Source organism: Streptomyces sp. NPDC087440, from assembly GCF_044744005.1.
Classification (GTDB): Bacteria; Actinomycetota; Actinomycetes; order Streptomycetales; family Streptomycetaceae; genus Streptomyces.
This window is the reverse complement of record NZ_JBIUXN010000005.1, coordinates 70,631-92,959: the sequence shown is the minus strand read 5'-3', so window position 1 is coordinate 92,959 and position 22,329 is coordinate 70,631. Positions and strand designations below refer to the sequence as shown.

Genomic DNA, 22,329 nt, shown 5'->3' with positions numbered 1-22,329 from the left:
TCAGGTCATCAGGCGCATGCCGTTGTCGAAGTCCACCCGGGCCAGTTCGCCGCGTGCGACGACGCCCAGTTTCGGGAAGACGTTGGAGAGGTGGTGGCCGACCGTGCGGGGGCTGATCAGGAGGCGGGCGGCGATCTCCCGGTTGGTCAGGCCCTCGGCGGCGAGGCGGGCGACGCGCAGTTCCTGCGGGGTGAGCGCGGCGCCGTCGGGTCCGCTGTCGCGGCGGAGCTGCTGGCCCGTCAGTTCCTGTTCGTTCAGGGCCCGTTCGAGCAGGGGTGTAGCGCCGAGCCGGCGGAAGGCGTCGGCGGCCTCGGCGAGCTGGACGCGGGCGTCGGTGCGCCGTCGGGCGCGGCGCAGCCACTCGCCGTACAGCAGACGGGTGCGCGCACGGGAGAACGGACGGTCCGTCGCCCCGGGTACGTCGAGGGCGGCCCGGAACTCCTCCTCGGCGCGGTCGGCGACCAGCAGCGCCGTGCTCTGGTGGGCGGCCGCGACCACCCAGGCCGCACCGGTGCGGTCCGCCCAGGCGCGCAGCACCCGCAGGGCGGGCCGGCCCGCCTCGGGCCGGCCCGCACGGACGGCCGCCTCCACCGTGTCGGCGGCGGCGAGCAGCGCGAAGGTGGAGTGGGCGGCCCGGTGCCCGGGTTCGGCCAGGGGCAGCAGCCGGTCGAGGGCGTCCTGCGGGCGTCCGGCGAACAGGGCGGCCTGGGCCCGGTGCCAGTGGGCGGCGGCACTGAGCGCCCGCACTCCGCGCGGAACCGACAACTCCAGGCTCCGCGCGGTGAGTTCGGCGACCTGCTCCTCGTCGCCGCGCAGTGCGGCGAGCCAGGCGAGCGCGTTGCGGCACTGGGAGGCGGCGTGGTCGGCGCCTATCTCGGTGGCGAGCTTCAGCGTCTCGGAGGCGTTCGCGGTGGCCTCGGTCCACCGTCCGGCCATGATGTCGACCACGACGGTCTGCGGCACCGCCAGCACCAGGGCACTCGTCGCATCCATCCGGCGCAGGTCCTCCGCCTTGCGGCGGAACGCCTCGGCCAGCACCCGTTCGACGCCCCAGGCCACGGCCAGCGGTGCGGGCGGCATCAACTGCCAGGACACCGCGCCGAGTCGGGTGATGGTCTCCTCGGCCGAGAGCTGTTCGGCGACGTCCTCGCCGCCCCACCACTGGGTCAGTGTGGGCAGCAGGGTGGCCTCCGGCAGGCCTGCGCCCGCCGCCAGTTCGGCCACCCGGCACAGCGCGGATGCCTGCCGTCCGGGGGAACCGCCGGACCAGCCCGCCCGTACCGCCAGGCAGGCCAGTTCGACGGCCTGGGCCCGGTCGGTCACGGCGTGGGTGTGGCGCAGCAGCAGCCGGTGGGCGCGCTCCTGGTCGCCGTGGGCGAACTCGATGACGCCGCGCAGCCCGCCGCTGTCCTCGGCGACCCGGGGTTCGGGCACCAGCCTGCTGGCCCGGTCGAGCAGGTCCTGCGCCCTGGCGACCTGGCCGCACTCCCAGGCGGCGCGGGCCGCGAGGGCGAGCCTGCGGGCGGCGTCCGAGGTGTCGGGGGAGAGTTCGGCGGCCCGGCCGAGCGCGCGGGCGGCGGAGGCGAATCCGCCGCGGGAGCGGTCGGTGTGCGCGCTGCGTTCGAGCAGGGCGGCGACCTCTTCGTCGCTCTCGTCGGCGGCTGCCGCCAGGTGCCAGGCCCGCAGTCCCTCCTCGGTGCCGTGCGTACGCAGGGCCTGGGCCAGCGCACGGTGCGCCGCCTGGCGTTCGGCGAACGGGGCCGCTTCGTAGACGACCGCCCCGACGAGCGGCGCGAGGAAGCGGACCCGGCCGTCGCGGACGGCGAGCAGCCCCGACCGCGTCACCTCCTCCCAGGCCGCCTCCCCGGCCCCGAGCGCCCCCGCCGCCTCCCGCAGCAGTCCCCGGTCGCCCCGGTCCTCGGCGGCGGCGACCAGCAGCAGGGTGCGGGCGGCGGCGGACAGCCGTGCGGTACGGGCGCCGAAGGCGCGGCGCAGCCGGGGTCCGACGGGCAGCCGCTCCCCCGAGTCGGCGGCCCGGTGGGGGAGTTCGCGCAGGGCGAGCGGGTTGCCGCAGGCGAGCCGCACCGTGCGCCGCACGGTCTCCTCGTCCGCGTCCGGCACTTCGGCGTGCAGGTACGCGGCGGCCTCGGCGTCGGTCAGCGGGGGCACGGGCAGTGCCCGCAGCCCCTCCCAGGGGCCGCCCGCGGCGGGGTCGGTGTGCCCCGTGAGGAGCAGCACCACCGGTTCGGCACGCAGCCGCCGCGCGACGAAGCCCAGGCATTCGGCGGTCGGCTCGTCGAGCCAGTCAGCGTCGTCCACGGTGATCAACAGGGGCTTGTCGGCGGCGAGTTCGGCGAGCAGGGTGAGGGTGGCGACGCCGATGAGGAACCGGTCGGTGACGTCTCCGCTGTGGCCGAGCGCCGCGTGCAGCGCGGCGGCCTGCGGCGGCGGCAGGGTGTCGATGCGGTCGGCCAGCGGCCACAGCAGCCCGTGCAGGGCGGCGAAGGCGAGGCCCGATTCCATCCGGCTGCCCCGGCAGCCGATGACGGTGAAGTCCCCCGCGCCTTCGGCCGCGTACTCCAGCAACGCGGTCTTGCCGATGCCCGGGTCGCCCCAGAGCACCACTGCCGCCCCCGTGCCCGCACGCGCCCCGTCGAGGACCCGGTCGAGCTCTGCCTTCTCCTGATACCGCCCGTGCACAACCATTTCCTTGTGATCCTATGCGGCCCCGCCCGTCGCCCGGCTGGGGCGGCGGCAGGTCCGACCGATACGGCGACCGATGCGCGGGAGTGTTCGATCTCCCTAGGGTCACCGTCATGACCAGCGCTTCTACCGAACCGGAGCAACCCACCATGTCCGACCTGCGTTTCCTCGCACTCTCCGGCAGCCTGCGCCGCGGCTCGCACAACACCGGCCTGCTGCACGCCCTCAAGGCCCTGGCCCCGGCCGGTGTCACCGTCGAGGTCCACGAGGGCCTCGGCGAGCTGCCGTACTTCAACCAGGACCGCGAGGAGGTGCCGCCCGCCGCGGTCGAGGACCTGCGGGCGCGGGTGCGGGAGGCCGACGGTCTGATCATCGCGACGCCCGAGTACAACTCGGCCATTCCCGGCGTCCTGATGAACGCCTTGGACTGGCTGTCCCGCCCGTCGGGCGACTCCAGCCTGCGCGGCAGGCCCACCGCCATCCTGGGCGCCTCGCCCTCGCAGTTCGGCACCGCGCGGGGGCAGCTCGTCCTGCGGCAGATCCTGCACCGGGTGCAGGCGCCCGTGGTGGCCCACCCGGAGGTCACCGTCTTCCGTTCCCATCAGCGCTTCGACGCCGACGGGACGTTCCTCGCCGACGAGTTCACCGAAAGCCTGCTGAAGGAGCTGCTGGCGGAGCTGGTCCGCCTCGCGGAACTCACCCCCGCGCGGGCCGACCGGGTTCCGGCCTGACGGCTCCCCCGGGTGCGCGCGTACGCGTCGTCCCGTTGCCGGGAGCCGCCGCCGTGGCTCCCGGCACGGGCATGTCCTGCACGCGGGGTGCCGATGGGGACCGTACGACGGCAGCCAGCACCAGCACCGCGCAGACCAGGGCCGCCCCGGCGAACACCAGCGGCCGGGCCACCGCGTCCTCGCGCGACGCGGCGAGCACGGCGACGGCGGCCGCCACGGGCAGTACGTACATGACGTGACGGAGGCGCGGCCGGGTTCCGCCGACCGCCGCGCCCGGGCCGAGCAGGCCGGCGGCGACGGTGAACGCGGCGCAGGCCGGCAGGACGGCGCCGAGCACGTCGCTGGGCCGGTGCCAGTACAGCGCCTGGACGGCGCCCGCGGTGAGTGCCACCCACACGGCGCCGACGGCGGCCACCGGGAACCGAACCTGCCCGGGAACGACGAGCACGAGCCCCAGGGCCAGTGCGGCGGAGATCGCCACGTGGCCGCTCGGGAAGCTCGCCTCCCGGAGGTTGTACGCGGCACCGACGAGGTCCGGGCGTACGAGGACGACCTTGCTGAGCAGTTCGGTGACGGCGAGCGTGCCGACCACCGTGGCGACAGCCGCACAGCCTTCGCGCAGGCGTCGCCGTACGACGGCAATCGTCACGACCAGGGCCAGACCCACGGCAAGAAGCGGGATCTCGTGCGTGAGGGGCGGCGGCCCCCAGGACTGGGCCCAGGGGAAGATCCGCGCCTGGTCGGCGTAGCCCACCACCAGCGCGTTCTCCGCCCGCTGGCCGACCGGTGTCCACACGGCGAGCCCGTGCAGGACGGCGAACGCCAGAAGGTACGCCGCGGTACGGCCGAGGCCCGCGCGCAGGGACGTGCGTCGGGGCCGTGCGGGGAGCGGGGGCGGTGGGGACATGGCGGTTGCTGCCTTCGTACGTCGGGTTCGGGGGCCGGGAGCGCGCTCACGGGGCGGGGCACGAGGAACTGCTCCGGACGGCGGGATGCCGTCCGGAGCAGGTGTGTTGCGGGTGGTCGGCGTCAGGCGTGGTGGGTGAGGACCGCCTTGACGGTGCTGCCCGCCCTGACGTCGGCGACCGCGCGGTTGATGTCGGCCAGCGGGTACGTGGTCACCAGGCGCTCCAGCGGGAAACGTCCCCGGCGGTGGAGGTCCAGGAGTCGGGGGATCAGCAGGCCGGGCGCCTGGTGTCCCATGACGGAACCGGTGACGGTGCGGCCCTTGAGGAGTTCGAAGGCGTTGGCCTTCAGGTCGGCGTCGAGCGCGGCGACGCCCAGGACGGCGGCCGAGCCGAGCGGCGCCAGGACCGAGACGGCGGTGTTCATCACCGGGACGACGCCGGTCGACTCGACGCTGTGGTCCACACCGCGCCCCCCGGTCAGCTCCAGGACGGCTGCACCGGCCTCGACGGCGGCGGCGTCGACGACGTCGGTCGCCCCCAACTCCTTTGCCAGGGACAGGCGTTCGGCGTTCCGGTCGATCGCGATGACCCGGGTCGCGCCGGAGGCGACGGCGGCCATCAGCGCCGCGAGGCCGACGGAGCCGAGGCCGAACACCGCCACACTGCTTCCGGCCTGCACCCGCAGCGAGTTGAGGACGGCACCCGCACCGGTGATGAGCCCGCAGCCGAGCGGGGCGAGCGTGGTCAGCGGCAGGTCGTCGGCGACCTTGACCAGGCCACGGGGGTGGGCGAGGCCGTGCGAGGCGAACGAGGACTGCCCGAAGAAGTGGTCGTGCACCGGGGCGCCGGAGGCGTCGCGCAGACCCACCGAGCCGTCCACGCGCCGGGAGTGGAAGTTCAGCGGGAGGTGCTGGTCGCAGTAGGCGGGCTGCCCGGCGAGGCAGTTGCGGCAGACGCCGCACGAGTCGAGGCTCAGCACGACCCGGTCGCCGGGGGCGAAGCCGGTCACTGCCGCGCCGACGGCCTCGACGGTGCCCGCGCCCTCGTGGCCGAGGACCACCGGGTGCGGGGTGGGGAGGTGTCCGGCGGCGGCCTCCAGGTCGGTGTGGCAGAGGCCGACGGCCGTGTAGCGGACGAGGACTTCGTCGGGGCGGGGGTCGTCGAGCCGGAGTTCCTCGATACGGAAGTCCTCGCCTGGGATCCGGGAGACGGCTGCGGTGACGGTGGTGGGCATGGGGGCCTACTTCGAGGGAGAGGGGCGGGGGCGTGCCCGGTCGGCGGGCAGGGGCGGAGGTGTGCCCGGTCGGCGGGCAGGGGCGGGGGCGTGCCCGGTCGGCGGGCTGGACGCCATGGGCGGTGCGCGGCAGATTCTGTCGGGCACCGCCCACGGCAGGGCCGGGCGACCGGCCTTGTCACGGGTGAGGTGAGGTCGTACGGCTGACGGCGAGACGGCAGCACGACGGGACGACGGGACGGCCTACCGCGCGTCGCGCCCCAGCAGCAGGCCCGCCGCCCGCTCGCCGATCATGATGCTCGGCGCGTTCGTGTTGCCGGTGGTCTCGTGCGGCATGACCGACGCGTCGGCCACCCGCAGGTTCCGCACCCCGTGGACCCGCAGTTCGGGGTCGACGACGGACAGGGCGTCCAGGCCCATCCGCGCGGTGCCGACCTGGTGGTGGCCGGAGACGACGGTGGCCCGCACGTGGTCGCGGAGCTGCGCCCGCGTCGCGGTGCCCGCGCCCGGCAGCACCTCGCCGTCGTTCCACTCCTTGAGCGCGACCTGCCCGGCGACGTCGCGGAGTTGCTCCAGGTTGTCGACGAGGGTCTCCACGTCGCGCGGGTCGGAGAACACCTTCGGGTCCAGGACCATCGGCGCCGACGGGTCGGCGGAGCGCAGCCTGACCTCGCCCCGGCTGTACGGGTGCAGCAGCTGGCCCACGGCGGAGAAGCCGTGCTCGGGCAGGTCCGCGCCCGGCACCGGGTAGGGGAACGACAGGAAGAGCGGCTGGACGTCGGGGACGGCGAGCCCCGGCCGGGTGGTGGCGAAGAACTGGGCCTCCAGCCCCTGCGCCGCCCAGGCGGGCAGCGGCTGCCGCGACTTCCAGATCAGCGGTGCCGACCAGTGGTCCTGGAGGTTCTGGCCGACGCCGGGCAGGTCGGCGCGGACCCGCAGCCCGAAGGACCGCAGGTGCTCGGCCGGTCCTATGCCGGACAGCATCAAGAGCTGCGGGGTGCCGAACACACCGCCGGAGAGCACCACTTCGTGCGCGGCCCGGGCGATGTGCTCCTGCCCGTCGACCGTGTACGCGATGCCCGTCGCGCGGTCCCCGTCGAGGACGATCCGCGTCACGAGTGCGTCGGTGACCACGGTCAGCAGCGGGTTGTCCCGCACGGCGTGCCCGTACGCCACCCAGGTCGACTGGCGGCGGCGGTCCTTGATGGTGTGCTGGGTGTAGCTCACGCCGTGCTGGTCGCCGCTGTTGTAGTCGTCGTTGTACGGCAGTCCGTACTGCTGGGCGGCCTCCACCCAGGACCGCACCAGGGCGTCCGGGCCGGGGTTGCGCTGCACGTGCAGGGGGCCGCCGACGCCTCGGCCGCCCGCCTCGCCGCCGTCGAAGTCCTCCATGCGGCGGAAGTACGGTTCCACGTCCTGCCAGGACCAGCCCGCCGCACCCTGGTAGGCCCAGGAGTCGTAGTCGGCCCGTGCGCCGCGTACGTAGATCATGCCGTTGAACGAGCTGGAGCCGCCGAGCGTCCGGCCGCGCGGCCAGGGCAGTTCGCGTCCGTCGGCGTACGTCTGGGGCTCGGTCCGGAACGCCCAGTCCCAGGGGCTGTTCCAGAGCTGGATCGAACCCGTGGGGTCGTGGATGGCCTCGGTGTCGTCGACCGGGCCCGCCTCCACGAGGAGGACCTTGCGGCCCGCGTCGACCAGCCGCCGTGCGACGACGGCTCCCGCCGATCCGGCGCCCACGACGATGTTGTCGAACTCCGTGCTGTTCATGGCTGTACCGCTCTCCTTGCTCAGTGCTGCTCGCCTTGCACCGTGCTACTCGTCGGCGAACCGCTCCTGTCCGGCAGGTGACGCCGACCGGCGCGTGCGGTGATCACTGTCGCCGGGGCGGGCCCGGAGCGGATCGGTCGTCGGATCTGTCACGGTGACCGGGTTTCCTCGGCCAACGCCCCGCGCCATGACGGGGTGTGACCGGGCGTCGGCTCACATGGCCACGCAACAGCCCATAACGCTTCCGGAATCTTCCGCACGGCATCCGTCACGGCCACGCTCCGTCGCCAGTTCATTCAGCGTTCAACGTGCTCCCGTATCATCGCCGCAGTGATGATCGGAAGAATGACGGAGCTGGACGCGGTGCGCCGGCTCCTCTCCAGGGCGTCCGAGGACCGGACGTCCGAGGAACAGACGTCCGAGGGACGGACACCGGCTGACCGGGCGTCGCAAGGCACCGGCTGCGGGCTCCTGTTCGTCGGCGATCCCGGGTCGGGCAAGACGACGCTCCTGGACCGGGCCGCGCATCTGGCGGCCGACACCACCACCGTCCTCCAGTGCCGGGGCACTCTCGCGGAAAGCCGTCTGCCGTACTCGGGCCTGCACGAACTGCTCTGGCCGCACGCCGCGGACCTGCACCGGCTGCCCCCGGCCGGACGGGCCGCGCTGGAGTGCGCGCTCGGCATCGAAACCGGGCGCGCCGAGCGCTTCCCGGTCGCCACCGCCCTGTTCCAGCTCCTGCATCTGCTCGCGCAGGACCGCCCGGTGCTGCTGCTCGTCGACGACCTCCAGTGGCTGGACAGCGACTCGTGCGACGCGCTGCTGTTCGCCCTGCGCAGGCTGCGCGCCCACCCGGTGGCCGCCGTCCTCACAGCCCGCCCCGGCATGCGGCACCTGGGCGACCGGGCCGATCTGCGCCCGTACGTCCTGCCGCCGCTCACCGACGCCCAGTCGCGCGAGGTCGTGGCCCACCACCTGCCCCGCGCCGATCCCGCGACGGTGGAGCGCGTCCTGCGCACGGCCAGGGGCAATCCGCTCGCCCTGGTCGAGACCGTACGCACGGCCACCGCCGCCTCCTCCACCGGTCCGCTGCCGGTCGGGCAGGCGTTCTCCCACGAGGTCCGCCAACTGTCCGCGCCCGCCCGGGGCATGCTCCTGCTGGCCGCCGCCGGACAGCACGAGTCCCTGGACGTCCTCCTGAAGGCCGCCGCGCTCCTGGACCTGGACGTGCGCGGCCTGGACGAGGCGTTCACCGCCGGTGTGCTGCGCTTCGACCGGGGCCGCACGGAGTTCCGCCACCCGTTGCTCCAGCAGACCGTGTACGAGGAGGCGGGCCCGGTCCGCCGGATGCTCACCCACCGGGCGCTCGCCGAGGTCACCACGGCGGAACGGCGGACCTGGCACCGGGCGGCGGTCCTCACCGACCCGGACGACGACGTCGCCGCGGCCCTCCAGGAGCATGCCGGACAGTGCCTGGAGCGCGGTGCCCCGCACGCGGCCCTCCAGGCGCTGGTGCGTGCGGCCGAACTCTCCGGCGACCCGGCGGACCGCACCGTACGGCTGGCGAAGGCGGCGCACGCCGCGTGGCTGGCGGGCGACGTGCGCCAGGTCCGCGAGCTGCTGTCGCGCGCCGATCCGGCGCTGGCCGCAGCGCCGGTACGGGGCCGGATGCTGGCCCTGCACGGGCTGACGGAGTTCTTCGGCGGCTCGGCGGCGCGGGCCGCCCGGCTGGCCGTGGAGGCGGCCCGCCTGCTGGCCCCCACCGACCCCGAGTACACGTGCGGGACCCTGCACCTGGCCGTGCGGGCCCTGTGGTCCCAGGGCGACTTCGCGGGCATCGCCGCCCTCGCGCAGGACCTGCCCCCCTTCGCCGGGCACGCGGACCTCGCCGAAGAACTGCACCAGCGCATCCGGCTGAGTCTGGACTCCGTGCCCACGCCCGTGGCCCGCGACGACTGGCCGCGCTCGCGGCTGCGGCGTCCGCCGCACGACGCCGGTCTCGACCTGGGACCCGTACCGTCGCACCACGCGGTGTCCACCGACACCGAGGACCTGGCCGCCGACGCCTATCTGCGCAAGGCCGGCCAACTGCGGCGCACGGGTGCGTCCCTGGCCCAGTTGCCGGAGGTCCTCACGGACCTGGCCGCCACCGAGATCCTCTCCGGCCAGTGGGAGCCCGCCGCCGCCCACCTGCGGGAGTCCGTCCAACTGTCCCGGGAGAACGATTTGGTGGCGCTCCAGGGCGCCGGTGAGATCGGCCTCGGCTGGCTGGCCGCCCTGCACGGGGCCGAACAGGACGCCCGCCGCCACGTCAGCACCGGTCTGCGGCTGCTGTCCCCGCACCCGCGCGCCTTCATGACCGCGCTCGCGCACACCGCCCTCGCCCTGCTCGAACTCGGCCTCGGCCGCCCCTCGCAGGCCCTGGACCACTGGCTGCCGGTCATCGCCGACCAGGGCCCGGCGGCCCACCCGCCGACGGCCGCCCTGGTCGCGGCGGACGTGGCGGAGGCGGCGGCGCTCGCCGGGCGCGTCGACGAGGTCCGCGCCTTCTGCACCGGCTACGCGGAGCACGCCGACCGCGCGGGCGGCCAGGACACCGGCACCGCCCGGGTGACCGCCCACCGCATCCGGGGGCTGCTCGCCGACGACCGGGAGTCCGCGCTCCCCCATCTCGCCCTGGCGGTGCGGGCCGAGGCGGCCCGCACCCCGCACCGCCCGTTCAACCTGGCCCGCGCGCACCTCCTGCACGGCGAGTGCCTGCGCCGCCTGCGCCGCAGATCACAGGCGCGTACGGCGCTCGAAGCGGCCCGTACGATCTTCGCCTCGCTGGGCGCCGCCCCCTGGCAGGCCCGCGCCGAACGCGAACTCGCGCACGACCTGCCCTGCTCCCCCGCCCGGCTGGGCCTGACCCACCAGGAGTGGCGGATCAGCCGCCATGCGGCACGGGGCCACACCAACAAGGAGATCGCCGCCCGCCTCCACCTGAGCCCGCGGACGGTCGGCTACCACCTCTCCAACGCGTACGCGAAGCTCGCCGTGCCCAACCGCGCCCAGCTCCGCCACATCCCGGCACTGCTGGCACCGGAGACCTGACGGACGCGGGACGCCACCGCGCAGGCCGTCAACTCCCCTTCCACGACGACTCCTTCACGGTCACGGACGGCCGCGTCACCGCGATCCGGACGATCGCCGACCCGTCCGTGCCGGCGGGGACGGAGCTGCCCGGGGCGGGGCGAGCGGGGGCCCGGTCAGGGGCGGTAGACCTCACCGGCCTCGGGCTTCGCCGGAGACATCAGCTGGGAGACCGTCACGAACGTATAACCCTGCTTGCGGAGTTCGCCGATGATGCCGGGAAGCGCGGGGATCGTGCCGGGGTAGCGCTCGTGCAGCAGGATGATGCCGTCGCGCTTCGTCTGCTCCAGGACCCGCTTCTTGACCTCGGCCGGGTCCTTGACCTGGAAGTCCTTCGCGGTGACGCTCCACAGGACCTGGGCCAGGCCCAGCTCCCCCAGGACCTCGGAGACGTCGTTGCTGGTGGCCCCGCCCGGCGGGCGCATCAGGGTGGGGGCCTTGCCGGTCGCCTTCTCGATGTCCTTCTGCACCGGCTCGATCTCGGCCCGGATCTGGTCCGGGGTCAGCTCGGTCAGGTTCTTGTGCGACCAGGTGTGGTTCGCGACCTCGTGCCCCTCCTTGGCCATGCGGGTCACGGTCTGCGGATAGGTGTCGGTGTGCCCCTTCCCCTGGAGGAAGAAGGTCGCGGGCACCTTCTGCTCCTTCAGTACGTCCAGGGCCTTCGGGGTGGGTGCGCTGGGACCACCGTCGAAGGTGAGCGCCACGCACTTCGCCTTGGCGCAGTCCACCGGCCCACTCGCGGACCTCCCGTCGTCGACGGCCTCCCCGCGGACCTCGGCGGGCGAGAGGACGCCGGTGAGGCCGCAGGAGGTGAGGAGGGGGAGGAGGGCGGCGGCGAGGAGGACGGTGGTGGTGCGGGTGCGGTGGTTCATGGGGTTCATCATGCGGGGCTGGGGGTGGGCGGCTGCGCGCAGGGGGTGGATGGGCGCGCACGACTCGCCACCGCTGCGGCAGCGCCCCTTCAGGGGCGCGGGGAACTGCGCGAGCAACCACGACGCACCCGCACGGGCCGGAGACCCACCACCCCCTGCACGGGAACCGTGCATGCCCCCGCGGGTTTAGGTGAAGGGGCGGGGCTGGGGACCCCTTGCCCGGGCGGGGCGGGGCTGCGCGTGCCCGGGTGCTGGGAGGCGGGCCGGGGCCTCTTTGAACGGGCGTCCGGCGTAGGGGCTGGGGCAGGGGCGGCACCCGGGTGGGCCGGGAGCGGGAAGGGCCGCCCCCTTGCCCGCCCGTCCCGCCCCCGGGGGGCGGCCCCGCCGCCCAAGGCGGCTGGGAAAGGGGGCCGGGAAAGGGGCAGGGAATTCGGTCGGGATTGAGGTGTGCGGGGTCTTTGACAATGGGTGCGGCGCCTTGCAGGGTGAGCCCGAAATATGATGGCGGGGATTCGGTCCGGCGAATGCACGTTAAAAGGGAGTGCAATTCGGCGGAAGGAACCCCCCGTATCCCCCACTCGGATCGTCCGGCACGTACCGCCGGTGAAAAGGGACGACGCACCCATGGCAGAGATCACGTTCGACAAGGCCACCTGCACCTATCCGGGAGCCGAGCGCCCCTCCGTGGATGCGCTCGACCTGCACATCGCGGACGGCGAGTTCCTCGTCCTGGTCGGCCCCTCCGGGTGCGGAAAGTCGACCACGCTGCGCATGCTGGCCGGTCTGGAGGACGTCTCCAGCGGCACGATTTCCATCGGCGGACGCGACGTCACTCATGTGCCGCCGAAGGACCGGGACATCTCCATGGTGTTCCAGAACTACGCCCTCTATCCGCACATGTCCGTCGCCCAGAACATGGGATTCGCCCTGAAGATCGCCCGGGTGGAGAAGCCGGAGATCGCCCGCCGGGTCGCGGAGGCCGCGAAGATCCTCGACCTGACCGAGTTCCTGGACCGCAAGCCGAAGGCCCTCTCCGGCGGCCAGCGGCAGCGCGTCGCGATGGGGCGGGCCATCGTGCGCGAACCGCAGGTGTTCCTGATGGACGAGCCCCTCTCCAACCTGGATGCCAAACTCCGCGTGCAGACTCGCGCCGAGATCGCCAACCTCCAGCGCCGCCTGGCCACCACCACCGTGTACGTCACGCACGACCAGGTCGAGGCGATGACCATGGGTGACCGGGTCGCCGTACTGAAGGACGGGCTGCTCCAGCAGGTCGACTCGCCGCGCACCATGTACGACCGCCCGGCCAACAAGTTCGTCGCCGGGTTCATCGGCTCGCCCGCGATGAACCTGATCTCCCTCCCCCTGCACGAGGACGGCATCCACTTCGGCGGCAGTGTGCTGGGCATCAGCCCGGCGGCCCGGGCGGCGGCGGGCGGGCCGACCGTCACGATCGGTATCCGGCCCGAGCACCTGGACTTCCACGCGAAGCACAGCGACAAGGGCCTCCCGGTCACCTTCTTCACCGTGGAGGAGCTGGGCTCGGACGGGTACGCGTACGGCACCATCGAGGTCGAGGGCGGCCCGCACGACACCGCTGAAACCCCGCTCACCGTGAGGACGTTCGGGCGGGAGAGCGGTCTGCGGGACCAGACGATCCGGGTGATCCCGCGCCAGGACGAACTGCACCTGTTCTCGGACGTGACGGGCGAACGCCTGCCCGACTGACGCTCGACAGCGACCACGGGGTGCCCCGCGCATCAACCGGGGCACCCCGCACCGCCTCACCCCGCCAGCCACACCGCCGTGTCGCCCGGCAGGCTCTCACCCTCCAACGGACCGGAGGACAACAGGACTTCACGATGCTGGGGCAGCCCGCAGGGTCGCGCCGACGTGTTGACGACGACGATGACCCCCGCTCCCCGCCGGAAAGCGAGGACACCGTCGTCCGAGGGCAGCCACTCCATCGGCCCCTCCCCCAGGTCCGGCAGCGCGCGCCGCAGACGCAACGCCTCGCGGTAGAACTCCAACGTCGATGCCCCGTCCCCGGTTTGGACCTCGGCGGTACGGTCCTTCCAGGCGACGGGCTGCGGCAGCCACGGCGCGGTGTGCGCATCGGGCGGCGAGAAGCCGAAGGGCGGTTCGGTGCCGCTCCAGGGGAGCGGGACACGGCAGCCGTCGCGCACCGGGTCCGTGTGGTCGGCCCACAGCCGGGAGGGGTCCTGCCAGACCTCCTCGGGCAGGTCCTCGACCTCTTCGAGGCCCAGTTCCTCGCCCTGGTAGACGTACGCCCCGCCGGGCAGTCCGAGGCTGAGCAGTGCGGCGGCCCGCGCCCTGCGCAGGCCGAGGGCGAGGTCGGCGGGCCGGCCGTACTGCCGCTTGGCGTCCGCGAGGGAGGTCAACTCGCGTGCGTACCGTGTGAGATGACGTACGACGTCGTGGTTGGACAGCACCCAGGTGGGCGGGGCGTCCGCCGCCGCGAGGGCGGTGAAGGTGGCGTCGATCTCGCGGCGCAGCGCGGCGGCCTCCCAAGGGCAGCCCAGCAGGCCGAAGTTGAAGGCGGTGTGGAGGCGGCCGGGGGTGAGGTAGCGGGCCATGCGTTCGGGCGAGGACACCCAGGCCTCGGCGACGAAGATGCGTTCGCCCGCGTAGGAGTCGGTGATCCTGCGCCAGTCCTCGTAGATCGCGAGGGTGGCGTCGCGGTCGAAGTAGGGGTGGTTGACGGCCTGGGCCGAGCCGAGCATTTCGGCGTCCGTCTCGACCAGGTCGGGGAGGGCCGGGTCCTTGGTGAGGCCGTGGGCGACGTCGATGCGGAAGCCGTCGGCGCCCCGGTCGAGCCAGAAGCGCAGGATGTCCTCGAACTCGGCGCGCACTTCGGGGTGGTCCCAGTTGAGGTCGGGCTGGGCGGAGGCGAAGAGGTGCAGGTACCACTGGCCGTCGGGGACGCGGGTCCAGGCAGGGCCGCCGAAGATGGACTGCCAGTTGTTGGGCGGGAGTTCGCCGTGCGCGCCGCGGCCCTCGTGGAAGTGGTAGCGGGTGCGTTCGGCCGATCCGGGGCCCGCGGCGAGGGCCCGGCGGAACCAGCGGTGCTGGTCGGAGGTGTGGTTGGGGACCAGGTCGACGAGGACCCGCAGCCCGTGCGCATGGGCCTCGGCGATGAACTCCTCGGCCTCGGTGAGGGTACCGAAGGCGGGGTCGATCTGCCGGTAGTCACTGACGTCGTATCCGGCGTCCACCTGCGGCGACGCGTACCAGGGGTTGATCCACAGGGCGTCGACGCCGAGGTCGCGCAGGTGCGGCAGGCGGGTGCGGAGCCCGGCGATGTCGCCGATGCCGTCGCCGTTCCCGTCGGCGAAGCTGCGGATGTAGACCTGGTAGATCACGGCGTCGCGCCACCAGGGGGCGCGCGGTGCGGGGTGGTTCATGGGGGGGGTGGCGCCTTTCGCTGCGAGGGGGGAGGGGTGCGCTCGTACCCGTACAGAAGCCCGTACGAGAATCCGTACGGGAGCAGGCACAAGGGCGGTCGTCAGCCCTTGACCGCGCCGGAGGTCAGGCCGGAGACGATGAAGCGCTGGAGGTAGAGGAAGAGGGCGACGATGGGGATCGCCATCAGGAGCGAACCGGCGCAGAACAGGCCGAAGTTGGCGTCCCGGTTGCCCTCCTGGATCATTCCGTAGAGGCCGACGGCGAGGGTCTTGGACTCGGGGTCGGTGAGGAAGATGTTGGCGAGCAGGAACTCGTTCATGGTGCCGATGAAGCTGAGCAGTCCGGTCACCGCGAGGACGGGCGAGACCAGCGGCAGCATGATGGTGAAGAAGACCTGGGAGTGCGAGGCCCCGTCGACCCTCGCGGACTCGTCCAGCGACGTCGGCACGGTGTCGAAGAAGCCCTTCATGAGCCAGGTGTTCGCGCCGAGCGCGCCGCCCAGGTAGAGCAGGATCAGGGCCCACGAGGTGTTGAAGCCGATGCCGGGGTAGCGGGCGGTGATCCAGGTGAACATCAGGTAGATCGCCACCACTGCGAGGAACTGCGGGAACATCTGCACCAGCAGCAGCCCGGTCATGCCCGCCCGGCGGCCCCGGAAGCGGAACCGGGAGAAGGCGTACGCCCCGCAGGCGGAGGCGAACATCGACAGGGCCCCGGCGGCGGCCGAGACGAGCAGCGAGTTGCCGAACCAGCGCCCGTAGTCGGTGGTGGTGAACAGCTTGCGGAAGTTCTCCAGGCCCGCGCCCGAGGGCCACAGGGTGGTGGAGCCGAGGGTGCCGCGCGGGTTGAAGGCCGCGGAGACGACGAAGACGATCGGGACCAGGGCGAAGACCACGCAGAGCAGGGCGACGACGTGCCGCCACCAGCCGACCCGGTGGGCGACCCCGCCCCGGCGGGACGGAGTCTTCCCGGTGGGGCGCGGTACGGCGGGGGGAGGAATCGGCGTGACGGGGGGAATCGGCGTGGCCATCAGTGGGTGACCTCTTCCAGGGCGCGGGCGCGGCGGAAGCTGACCAGGGAGATCACCGCGACGATGACGAAGATGAACAGCGAGATCGCCGCCGCGAGCCCGTACTGGGCGCCCTGGCCGCCGAAGGCGAGTCGGTAGGTGTATGTGATGAGCAGGTCGGTGGCCCCCGCCATCGGGCTGTCCGGCGGGAAGGGGCCGCCCGCGGTGGTGAGGTAGATGGCGTTGAAGTTGTTGAAGTTGAACGCGAAGGAGGCGATGAGCAGCGGGAACAGCGCGACCAGCACCAGCGGCAGCGTCACCTTGCGCAGGATGGTCCAGCGCCCGGCGCCGTCCACCCGGGCCGCTTCCTTGACCTCGTCCGGTACGGCCTGGAGCGCCCCGGTGGCGACCAGGAACATGTACGGGTAGCCCATCCACAGCTGCACGAGCAGCACCGCGAGCCGCGCGGTCCAGGCCTCGCCGAGCCAGTTGACGTCGAGCCCGAAGAGCCGGTTGATCAGGCCGAAGTCCTTGTTGAACATGTCCGCCCAGACCATGAGCATCGCGAAGGCGGGCATGGCGTACGGCAGGATCAGCAGCGCCCGGTAGAACCAGCGCCCGCGCATCCTCGGATGGTGCAGGGACAGCGCCACGAACAGGCCGAGCACGAAGGTGATCAGCACGGTGAGGACGGCGAAGGCGATGTTCCACACCAGGGTCTGGCCGAAGTAGGCGCTGATGGTGGGGTTGGTGAGGACGTCGGCGAAGTTCTTGAGGCCGACGTTGACGCGCCAGCCGGAGCTGATGCGTTCACCGGCGTCGGTGACGAAGGTGCCGGTGGTGTCGTCGGCCTTCCAGACGGTGCCGGTCTTCGTGTCGCGCAGGGTGTCGGAAGACGCGTCGTAACGGCGGGCGGGCGCACCGACGTAGGCGCGTTCCAGTCCTTCGGTACGGATCGCTCCTGCGCCGTCGGCGATGCGCAGGGCGGCGAGCTCGGCGCCCCGGCGGGCGGCCTGGGGGTCGGTCAGGACGGTGAGGGCGTCGCGGGAGGCGAGGTCGGTGACGGTGCCCCGGTCGGCGCGGGCGGCGCGTTCCTTGCCGGTGGCGGGATCGGTGAGGAGCAGGACCAGGGGGCCGTCGAGCGGTGAACTGCCTTTGTCGACAGCGAGGTTGAGGCGGTAGTCGGGGGTGCCGGGCACCGGGGAGACGGAGGCTTCCTCGATGCTGTGGATCGCCGCCTGTTTGCTGCCTCGGTGGCCGTCGCCGAAGTTGGTGAAGGCGGTGGAGACCGTGTACAGGATCGGCAGCACCTGGAAGGCGATGAGGAAGAGCGTGCCGGGGAGCAGGTACTTCGCGGGGATGCGGCGCTTCGCGAGGTAGACCCAGAAGATCAGCGCGGTCGCGGCGACGAGGACGGCGAGGGCGAGCCAGTCGCGCTGTTCGACCAGGGGGAACGCGCCCCAGATCGCGAGCGCGAGGGCGAGCCCGAGCAGCAGCGCCTTGGCGAGGACCCCGGCGCTGCCGAGAGGAGGGGGCGGGACGGGGGTGCGGGGAGGGACGGTCATCGGCGGTCGTCAGTCCTTGCCGTCGTGGGGGCGGGGGAAGCCCGTGCCGTCGTGGGGGTCGGAGACACCCTTGCCGTCGTCGGAGTCGGGGAAGCCCCTGCCGTCGTCGGAGTCGGGGAAGCCCCTGCCGTCGTCGGAGTCGGGGAAGCCCCTGCCGTCGTCGGAGTCGGGGAGGCGGATGGCCTTGTCCGGGTCGAGGCCGATCTGCCCGGCGACGGCCCGGGTCAGGGAGACGACGGTCGACCGCACCGGCGCGCCGCCGATGATCGCCGCCTCGGCCTTGCCGAAGGGGTCCCACACGACGTTCATCTGCGGAATGGCGGGCTGAATCACTCCGTCGGCCCCCGCGTCGAGGAACTTGCGCAGGTCCGGGTTGCTGTCCTTGAAGTGGGCGAGGGCCGCCTTCAGCGCGGGCGGGCGCGGGTTGGCCTCGGTGAGGGCGATCGCGGTCCGCTCGCTGCCGCCCGCCTGGGCGACGAACTCCTGGGCGAGCGCCTTGTTCTTCGCCTTGGCGGCCACGTAGAAGGCCTGCACGCCGATGAAGGGGCCGCCCTTGGTCCGGGTCCCCTCGAAGCGGGGCACCGCCTGGATGTCGTACGGGATTCCCGCCTTCCTGATGTCGGGCACCGCCCACGGCCCGGAGATCAGGAACGGGGCCTTGCCCGTGGTGAAGGTGGGGATGGCGTTGTCCGCGCCGATGGTGCGCTTCAGTGCCCCCGCGCCCTTCTCGCCCAGTGCGCGGAACTTCTCCAGGGCCCGCACCGAGGCTTCCGTGCCGAGGCCGAGGGCGGCGGGGTTGTACTCGCCCTGGGCGTCCTGGCCGAAGAGGTAGCCGCCGGCGGAGGAGTACAGGGCGTACGCGTGATAGGCGTCGCCCGCCTGGCCCACCGGGACGGACATGATCTCGCTGACCCTGCCCTCCTTCTTCAGCCGCTGTCCGGTCGCGACGGCCTCCTCGATGGTGTCCGGGGCGTCGGGGACGAGGCGGGTGTTGCGGATGAGGGCGACGTTCTCCAGGGCGTAGGGCATGGCGTACGTCTGGCCGTTGAAGGTGACGGCCTGGACGGCGCGCGGTTCGAGGGAGTCGCGCTGCCGGGTGCTCAGGCGTACGGGGTCGATGGCGCCGTTCTGGACGAGGTTGCCGATCCAGTCGTTGGCGCCGACGACGACGTCGGGGCCCTCGCCCGCCTGGGAGGCGGTGACGAAGGTGGTCTGGAGGTCCTTGGAGACGGCCTGCACGGAGACTCTGGCCCCGTACTTCTCGCCGAAGGTGCGGGCGAAGTCCTGGAGGGCGGCGGCTCGTTGGTCGTCGGCCCAGACGGTGACGACGGGCCGCGCGCCCGCCGCCCCGGCCGAGCCTCTGCCACCCGCGCACCCCGTGAGGGCGAGGGCCCCGACCAGCACCGCGGCGAGTGCGACGCGGAGGGGGGCGGGGCTTCGGGCACCGGTCGGGCCGGCTCGGTCGGGGGCGCGTTGGGGTGCGCGAGGCTCAGTCATCACGGGGTCCCTTCCACACGGCGGCGTGGGGCACGGAGGAGTCTTTTGCCCCGCATCATTCCGCTCAGGTGTGGATTGCCCGGTTACGGCACACTCATGGGTCCCCCGATGCGCCTCTCCGGAGGGAGGGGGACCCAGGGGGGTGCTGCGAAGGAGTGGAGGCGGCCCGTCGCGAGGGCGAAGCGGGGGAGGGAGATGCCGTACCGGGCGGCGAGGGCGTCCAGGACGTGGGCCCCGGCGGCGGCGAAGGGAGTGTGCGCCGCCGGGAGCAGCCCGGCCGGTACCTCGCCGGTGCCGGTCTCGGCGGGGCCGTCGCCGCGCAGCGTGAACGCGTACCGCATCGTGCCGTTCCGGGCCGACGACACGTGCAGCAGCGGCGGTCGGCCGCCCCACCGGTCGGCCCGGACCGCGATCGCCCGGCGGCCGCCCGCCGACGCGGACGGGGCGGGCGAGACGAAGCGTTCGGCGTCGAAGGGGGCGGGGTTGTCGTCGAAGGCGAAGCTCCAGTCGCCTGCCGCCGTACGTCCGACGCGGAACAGCACCGGGTCGTCGGACGTGGAGAACGGGCCCCGGCCGACGCGGTGGTACGGGTCGACTTCGTCGCCGCGCAACGGCGGGGAGAGTGGGCGGCCGCCGGCCCCGCCGACGGAACCGACGAGCCCGGGCAGTTCGTCCGGTGCGGCTCCTTCGACCAGGATCATCTGGTACTCGCCAGGTGTCTGGGCGCTCCACCGCAGCTCCCCGGGCCGGGCGAGCCAGGACAGGCCGCCGCCCGTGTCCTCGTCGGGTGCGGGCTCCGGCGCGGGGCCGGGTACGCCGCCGCGCGGGGTGGCCAGCAGTTCCAGGCGGCGTGCGGGGGTGAGCACCGGGGCGAGGACGGGGTCGGCGAGCAGGCCCAGCGGGGCGATGTGGTCGGGGCCCAGCGGCTGCCACAGCCGGATCGCGGCCCGCAGCGTGTGCCAGGCGCCGTCGGTGTCGCCCCAGCGGGCCAGCTCGTACGCCCTGTCCACCGCTTCGCCGAACGCACCGCCGGGCCGGTACCGGTAGGTCCCCGCGCGCATCTCGCGCAGGATGGCGTCGGCGGCCCGGGCCGCGTCGGGGAAGGCTTCGGGGTCGATGCGCAGGCGCTCGTCGAGGGGGTCCTCGCGGTGGCGGAGGCCGACGACCTGGAGGGGGAAGAGCTCGGTGCGGAAGCGGGGGTTGTCGGGGTGCGGTAGCCGCCTGCCCGCCTCGCGGGTTCCGTTCAACCGGCCTATCTGGCCGAGGAGTTCATCCGTACGGGGGCGACCGTACTTCGCGGCCTCCACCAACAGTCGTGCCGCCTCCTCCGGGCGGCCGCCCAGGGCGGCCGCGCGGGCCCGTTCCACGGCGGCGTCCTGGGTGCGGGTGGTGGCGTTGACGAAGGCGGGGCTGCCGTCCGGCTCCTCCCGCCCTGCCTGAAGGGAGTGGAACTCCCGGTGCATGTCGACCATGAACTCCGCGAAGGACGCGTACCGCACGGGGTCTGCGGCGTGCCGGCCCGCCCACACCCGTACCGCCCATTCGCCGTCCGGTCCCACGTCCTGCGGGTCGAGCAGCACATAGGTGGCGTCCGACTCGACGTCGAGCCGGAGCGCGCGGGCCCACAGGCCGACCTGCGCCCGCACCTCCGGTGGGTTGCCCTCCTCGTCCCAGTACACGTCGAAGTCCTCGCCGAGGCCGCTCGCGTCCTCGTGCCAGTGCGCCTCGCGCGTACCGGCGAGCTGCCACACGAATCCGCCCGCGTGCCGCCAGCCGTCGCTGACCCGCAGGAACTCCCGGTAGGAGGGCGGCATCGCGCACCCCAGCCGGGCCTCCATGGCGGTGAGGTCGGCCTCGCTGGCGGGCTCGCCGCCGAGCCAGGCGTGCGGCCGCCCGTCCTCGGCGGGCTGCCCCTCCTCCTGCACGTCGGCCCACTCCTCGCTCCACCGGACGAGGAACCGCCGCCAGTTGAAAGCATGCGTGTTCATACCCCCGATGCTGACATCCGCCACTGACAACGGCGGTACGCCCACCTGCGACGACCAGGGGCCGCGTTTGTGCGGCGGCGGGTGGGCGTGGTGGGGTGCTCGCTGGGCGCGACACCGCAACACGGGTGACGAAGCGACAGCACCACCCGTCACACCCGTACGAGCAGGAAGAGGTACCCACCATGACGACGGCCAGGACCGTGACCTTCCCCTCCGGCGCGAGCGTGCCCGCCCTGGGCCAGGGGACGTGGTACATGGGCGACAGCCGTGCGCGGCGCGCCGACGAACTCGCCGCCCTGCGCCGGGGCATCGACCTCGGCATGACCCTGATCGACACCGCCGAGATGTACGGCGGTGGTGCGGCCGAGGAACTGGTCGGCGAGGCGATCCGGGGGCGTCGCGACGACGTGTTCCTCGTCAGCAAGGTGCTGCCGTCGAACGCCGACGCCCGGGGCACCGTGGACGCCTGCCGCGCGAGCCTGCGCCGCCTCGGCACGGACCGCATCGATCTGTACCTGCTGCACTGGCGCGGCGGGATTCCGCTGGCCGAGACCGTCGAGGCCCTCGAAGGCCTGGTGAGCGACGGCAGCATCGGTGCCTGGGGCGTGAGCAACCTGGACGTGGACGACCTGGAGGAACTGCCCGCCGGTGACCTCCCCGAGACGAATCAGATCCTCTACAACCTCACCCGCCGGGGCCCCGAGTACGACCTCCTCCCCTGGTGCCGCAAGCGTTCGGTGCCGGTGATGGCGTACTCCCCGCTGGAACAGGGGAGGCTGCTGGGACACCCGGTGCTGGAGTCCGTGGCCGAGGCGCACGGGGCGACCGCGACGCAGGTGGCGCTCACCTGGGCGCTGCGCGACGACAACGTCATCGCCATCCCCAAGGCCGCCACCGTCGCGCACGTCGAGGACAACCACGCGGCCCTCGGCCTCGCCCTCACCGCCGAGGACCTGTCGGCGCTGGACACCGCGTTCCCCGCACCCGTACGCAAGCAGCCCCTGGAAATGCTGTAACGACGACCGCTGTGACGTGCGCACCGGCGCGGGCAACTTCTCCGCTCGCGAGCGCGTCATCTCCCGTACAGACGCACGGACAGCAGTGCGGACGGCAGTGGATCGGGGGACGGTCGTGGGGAACCGTGGGCGGCAGTGCAAGCGATGCGGAAGGCCCGTGACGGGCCCCTTGCGCCGGGTGTGCCGGAACCGGCAGTGCCGGCGCGAGGGCGTGTCCGACGACGTCGCGGAGATCGGGGCCGAGGTGGTTACCTCGGGCCTCGCCGAAGGGGTCGTGCGGATGGTGGTCGGCACGGTGGTACGGGTGGTGCGCGGCGTCTTCAGGGTGGTTTTCGACTCCTGAAGGGCCGGAAAGAGGCGCAAGGGAAACACGGCGGGGGGGGGGGGCCCCGGCGGGGGGGGGGCCCCCCCCCCGGTGTGCGGGGGGGGGGGGGAATTATTTTGGGGCCGCCCCCCCCCCGCGCCGGGCGCCCCCCACCAC

The 22,329-nt window shown here is 73.3% G+C and carries 15 protein-coding genes; 5 read left to right on the top strand and 10 right to left on the bottom strand.

What is annotated here, in order from left to right; genetic code table 11:
* Positions 1-2,700, bottom strand: a complete 2,700-nt coding sequence (locus ACIO3O_RS13300) for an AAA family ATPase (protein WP_401744980.1) — start codon at positions 2,698-2,700, stop codon at positions 1-3.
* Positions 2,701-2,816: 116 nt separating this feature from the next.
* Here ACIO3O_RS13300 and ACIO3O_RS13295 point away from each other — a divergent pair, with 116 nt between their 5' ends.
* Positions 2,817-3,434: an NADPH-dependent FMN reductase gene (locus ACIO3O_RS13295; protein ID WP_401744979.1), complete on the top strand. Its 618-nt coding sequence runs from the start codon at positions 2,817-2,819 to the stop codon at positions 3,432-3,434.
* On the opposite strand, the gene ACIO3O_RS13290 is transcribed toward ACIO3O_RS13295, so the two are convergent.
* The 3 genes from ACIO3O_RS13290 to ACIO3O_RS13280 all read right to left on the bottom strand — a co-directional run bounded on the left by ACIO3O_RS13290 (position 3,400) and on the right by ACIO3O_RS13280 (position 7,343).
* Positions 3,400-4,341: a phosphatase PAP2 family protein gene (locus ACIO3O_RS13290; protein ID WP_401744978.1), complete on the bottom strand. Its 942-nt coding sequence runs from the start codon at positions 4,339-4,341 to the stop codon at positions 3,400-3,402. The genes ACIO3O_RS13295 and ACIO3O_RS13290 overlap by 35 nt on opposite strands.
* A 122-nt stretch (positions 4,342-4,463) precedes the next feature.
* Positions 4,464-5,576, bottom strand: coding sequence for an NAD(P)-dependent alcohol dehydrogenase (locus tag ACIO3O_RS13285; protein WP_401744977.1), 1,113 nt, complete (start codon positions 5,574-5,576; stop codon positions 4,464-4,466).
* Between the two features lie 243 nt (positions 5,577-5,819).
* Positions 5,820-7,343 carry a GMC family oxidoreductase gene (locus ACIO3O_RS13280; RefSeq protein ID WP_401744976.1) on the bottom strand — a complete coding sequence of 508 codons (1,524 nt, stop codon included), beginning with the start codon at positions 7,341-7,343 and terminating at the stop codon, positions 5,820-5,822.
* 333 nt (positions 7,344-7,676) lie between these two features.
* Here ACIO3O_RS13280 and ACIO3O_RS13275 point away from each other — a divergent pair, with 333 nt between their 5' ends.
* Positions 7,677-10,436, top strand: coding sequence for an AAA family ATPase (locus tag ACIO3O_RS13275; protein ID WP_401745249.1), 2,760 nt, complete (start codon positions 7,677-7,679; stop codon positions 10,434-10,436).
* A 155-nt stretch (positions 10,437-10,591) separates the two neighbouring features.
* On the opposite strand, the gene ACIO3O_RS13270 is transcribed toward ACIO3O_RS13275, so the two are convergent.
* Entirely contained in the window at positions 10,592-11,347 is a 756-nt protein-coding gene (locus ACIO3O_RS13270; RefSeq protein ID WP_401744975.1) for a polysaccharide deacetylase family protein, read from the bottom strand.
* Positions 11,348-11,971: 624 nt separating this feature from the next.
* Between ACIO3O_RS13270 and ACIO3O_RS13265 the strand changes: the two genes are divergently transcribed.
* Positions 11,972-13,075 carry an ABC transporter ATP-binding protein gene (locus ACIO3O_RS13265; RefSeq protein WP_401744974.1) on the top strand — a complete coding sequence of 368 codons (1,104 nt, stop codon included), beginning with the start codon at positions 11,972-11,974 and terminating at the stop codon, positions 13,073-13,075.
* Positions 13,076-13,131: 56 nt separating this feature from the next.
* Here the strand turns inward: ACIO3O_RS13265 and ACIO3O_RS13260 are convergent, their stop codons facing one another.
* From ACIO3O_RS13260 to ACIO3O_RS13240, 5 genes are all read right to left on the bottom strand, one after another.
* Positions 13,132-14,772, bottom strand: coding sequence for a glycoside hydrolase family 13 protein (locus ACIO3O_RS13260; RefSeq protein ID WP_401744973.1), 1,641 nt, complete (start codon positions 14,770-14,772; stop codon positions 13,132-13,134).
* A 101-nt stretch (positions 14,773-14,873) separates the two neighbouring features.
* Positions 14,874-15,803 (bottom strand): sugar ABC transporter permease, encoded by a 930-nt coding sequence (locus tag ACIO3O_RS13255; RefSeq protein WP_401744972.1) that lies wholly within the window; start codon positions 15,801-15,803, stop codon positions 14,874-14,876.
* Positions 15,803-17,347: an ABC transporter permease subunit gene (locus tag ACIO3O_RS13250; RefSeq protein WP_401744971.1), complete on the bottom strand. Its 1,545-nt coding sequence runs from the start codon at positions 17,345-17,347 to the stop codon at positions 15,803-15,805. Before ACIO3O_RS13250 ends, ACIO3O_RS13255 begins: the two co-directional genes overlap by 1 nt.
* 9 nt (positions 17,348-17,356) lie before the next feature.
* Positions 17,357-18,844, bottom strand: coding sequence for an extracellular solute-binding protein (locus tag ACIO3O_RS13245; RefSeq protein WP_401744970.1), 1,488 nt, complete (start codon positions 18,842-18,844; stop codon positions 17,357-17,359).
* Between the two features lie 83 nt (positions 18,845-18,927).
* Complete coding sequence (locus ACIO3O_RS13240) at positions 18,928-20,832, bottom strand: SMI1/KNR4 family protein (protein WP_401744969.1); 1,905 nt, start codon at positions 20,830-20,832, stop codon at positions 18,928-18,930.
* Between the two features lie 182 nt (positions 20,833-21,014).
* Here ACIO3O_RS13240 and ACIO3O_RS13235 point away from each other — a divergent pair, with 182 nt between their 5' ends.
* Both ACIO3O_RS13235 and ACIO3O_RS13230 read left to right on the top strand, forming a co-directional pair.
* Complete coding sequence (locus ACIO3O_RS13235) at positions 21,015-21,848, top strand: aldo/keto reductase (RefSeq protein ID WP_401744968.1); 834 nt, start codon at positions 21,015-21,017, stop codon at positions 21,846-21,848.
* A 157-nt stretch (positions 21,849-22,005) separates the two neighbouring features.
* Positions 22,006-22,191, top strand: a complete 186-nt coding sequence (locus ACIO3O_RS13230) for a hypothetical protein (protein ID WP_401744967.1) — start codon at positions 22,006-22,008, stop codon at positions 22,189-22,191.
* Positions 22,192-22,329: the final 138 nt, after the last annotated feature.

Coding starts and splice junctions, on each gene's coding strand:
- ACIO3O_RS13250 (WP_401744971.1), bottom strand. CDS start 17,347: ATGACCGTCCCTCCCCGCACCCCCGTCCCGCCCCCTCCTCTCGGCAGC.
- ACIO3O_RS13270 (WP_401744975.1), bottom strand. CDS start 11,347: ATGAACCACCGCACCCGCACCACCACCGTCCTCCTCGCCGCCGCCCTC.
- ACIO3O_RS13245 (WP_401744970.1), bottom strand. CDS start 18,844: ATGACTGAGCCTCGCGCACCCCAACGCGCCCCCGACCGAGCCGGCCCG.
- ACIO3O_RS13265 (WP_401744974.1), top strand. CDS start 11,972: ATGGCAGAGATCACGTTCGACAAGGCCACCTGCACCTATCCGGGAGCC.
- ACIO3O_RS13240 (WP_401744969.1), bottom strand. CDS start 20,832: ATGAACACGCATGCTTTCAACTGGCGGCGGTTCCTCGTCCGGTGGAGC.
- ACIO3O_RS13235 (WP_401744968.1), top strand. CDS start 21,015: ATGACGACGGCCAGGACCGTGACCTTCCCCTCCGGCGCGAGCGTGCCC.
- ACIO3O_RS13295 (WP_401744979.1), top strand. CDS start 2,817: ATGACCAGCGCTTCTACCGAACCGGAGCAACCCACCATGTCCGACCTG.
- ACIO3O_RS13275 (WP_401745249.1), top strand. CDS start 7,677: ATGATCGGAAGAATGACGGAGCTGGACGCGGTGCGCCGGCTCCTCTCC.
- ACIO3O_RS13255 (WP_401744972.1), bottom strand. CDS start 15,803: ATGGCCACGCCGATTCCCCCCGTCACGCCGATTCCTCCCCCCGCCGTA.
- ACIO3O_RS13290 (WP_401744978.1), bottom strand. CDS start 4,341: ATGTCCCCACCGCCCCCGCTCCCCGCACGGCCCCGACGCACGTCCCTG.
- ACIO3O_RS13260 (WP_401744973.1), bottom strand. CDS start 14,772: ATGAACCACCCCGCACCGCGCGCCCCCTGGTGGCGCGACGCCGTGATC.
- ACIO3O_RS13280 (WP_401744976.1), bottom strand. CDS start 7,343: ATGAACAGCACGGAGTTCGACAACATCGTCGTGGGCGCCGGATCGGCG.
- ACIO3O_RS13285 (WP_401744977.1), bottom strand. CDS start 5,576: ATGCCCACCACCGTCACCGCAGCCGTCTCCCGGATCCCAGGCGAGGAC.